The following is a 1185-nucleotide window of genomic DNA, read 5'->3' on the forward strand; positions in this document are numbered from 1 at the left end:
ACAATATGTTGTGTTTTGTTAAGAAAAATGACCCTTTTGGGTCATCCCCCTGGCAAGCGAAAAACCTCTCTCAGTCTTTCGTCAAATCGCCGGCCGGGCCGAAAAATTCGTAATGGATGTGCTCCTCTGGCACACTCCATTGTTTTAGGGCACGATAGACGGTTTTCATAAACGGCATCGGGCCGCAGAAATAAAAGTCTGCGTCTTTCGTCGGGATCACGGATTGCATCCATGCGAGGTCGATCCGCCCTTCTTTGCCAAAATGTGGATGGCGGCGATCCTCGTCGGATGGCGACTCGTAACAAATACGGTAAGAAAATGACGGGCGTTCCGCCAACATCCGAAGCTCCTTATCAAACGCGTGCACGCGGCCATTCAAAGCAGCATGCAAAAACGCCGCTGGGCGGGTCGGTTGGCGGATGGCCAACGTATGCGCCATGCTCAAAAGCGGAGTGATGCCGACGCCGCCGCTGATGAACACAACCGGCGTCGTTTTGGACAAATCAAGCGTAAAATCGCCGGCTGGAGCGCTAAGCTCGAGCACGTCGCCCTCTTGGACATGATCATGCAAATAGTTGGAAACAATGCCGGCCGGCTTGTCCGCTGTAGCTGCTTCCCGTTTGACGCTGATGCGGTAATACCCTTTTCCAGGTGCATCCGATAAGCTGTATTGGCGAATATGCGTATACGTCTCGCCCGGAATCGACAGTTTGACGCTCACGTATTGACCCGGCAAATAATCACTGATGGCCTTGCCGTCTTCCGGCTCCAAATAAAACGAAGTAATGACGCCGCTTTCTTTCACCTTTTTCACGACGACAAATCGGCGAAAGTCACGCCAGCCTCCGTGTTTGGCCGCTGCCTCATCGTAGAGCTCTTTTTCCACTTGAATGAAAACGGACGCAATGGCTTCATATGCTTCCGTCCAAGCCGTGATCACTTCGTCGGTGGCGGCGTCGCCGAGCACGTCTTTGATCGCCAGCAACAAATGCTTTCCGACGATCGGGTATTGTTCTGGTTTGATTCCTAAGCTGCGGTGTTTATGGCCGATTTGCCGCACAACCGGCAAAATAGCATCAAGCTGGTCGATATAGCGCGCTGCCGCATACACGGCTGCGGCCAAGGCGCGTTGCTGCCGCCCTTGCTTTTGGTTGGCGTGGTTGAAAATATGGAGCAGTTCCGGAT

At 53.2% G+C, this 1185-nt stretch carries 1 protein-coding gene; it reads right to left on the minus strand.

Going from position 1 to position 1185, the window contains the following annotated elements:
- Nucleotides 1–70: 70 nt before the first annotated feature.
- Nucleotides 71–1185, minus strand: a 1115-nt coding sequence (hmpA, locus tag VU18_RS07405) for an NO-inducible flavohemoprotein (protein WP_047757922.1), incomplete at its 5' end; no start/stop codon positions are given.

The sequence above is a fragment of the Geobacillus sp. ZGt-1 genome, assembly GCF_001026865.1.
GTDB classification, from domain to species: Bacteria; Bacillota; Bacilli; order Bacillales; family Anoxybacillaceae; genus Geobacillus; species Geobacillus thermoleovorans.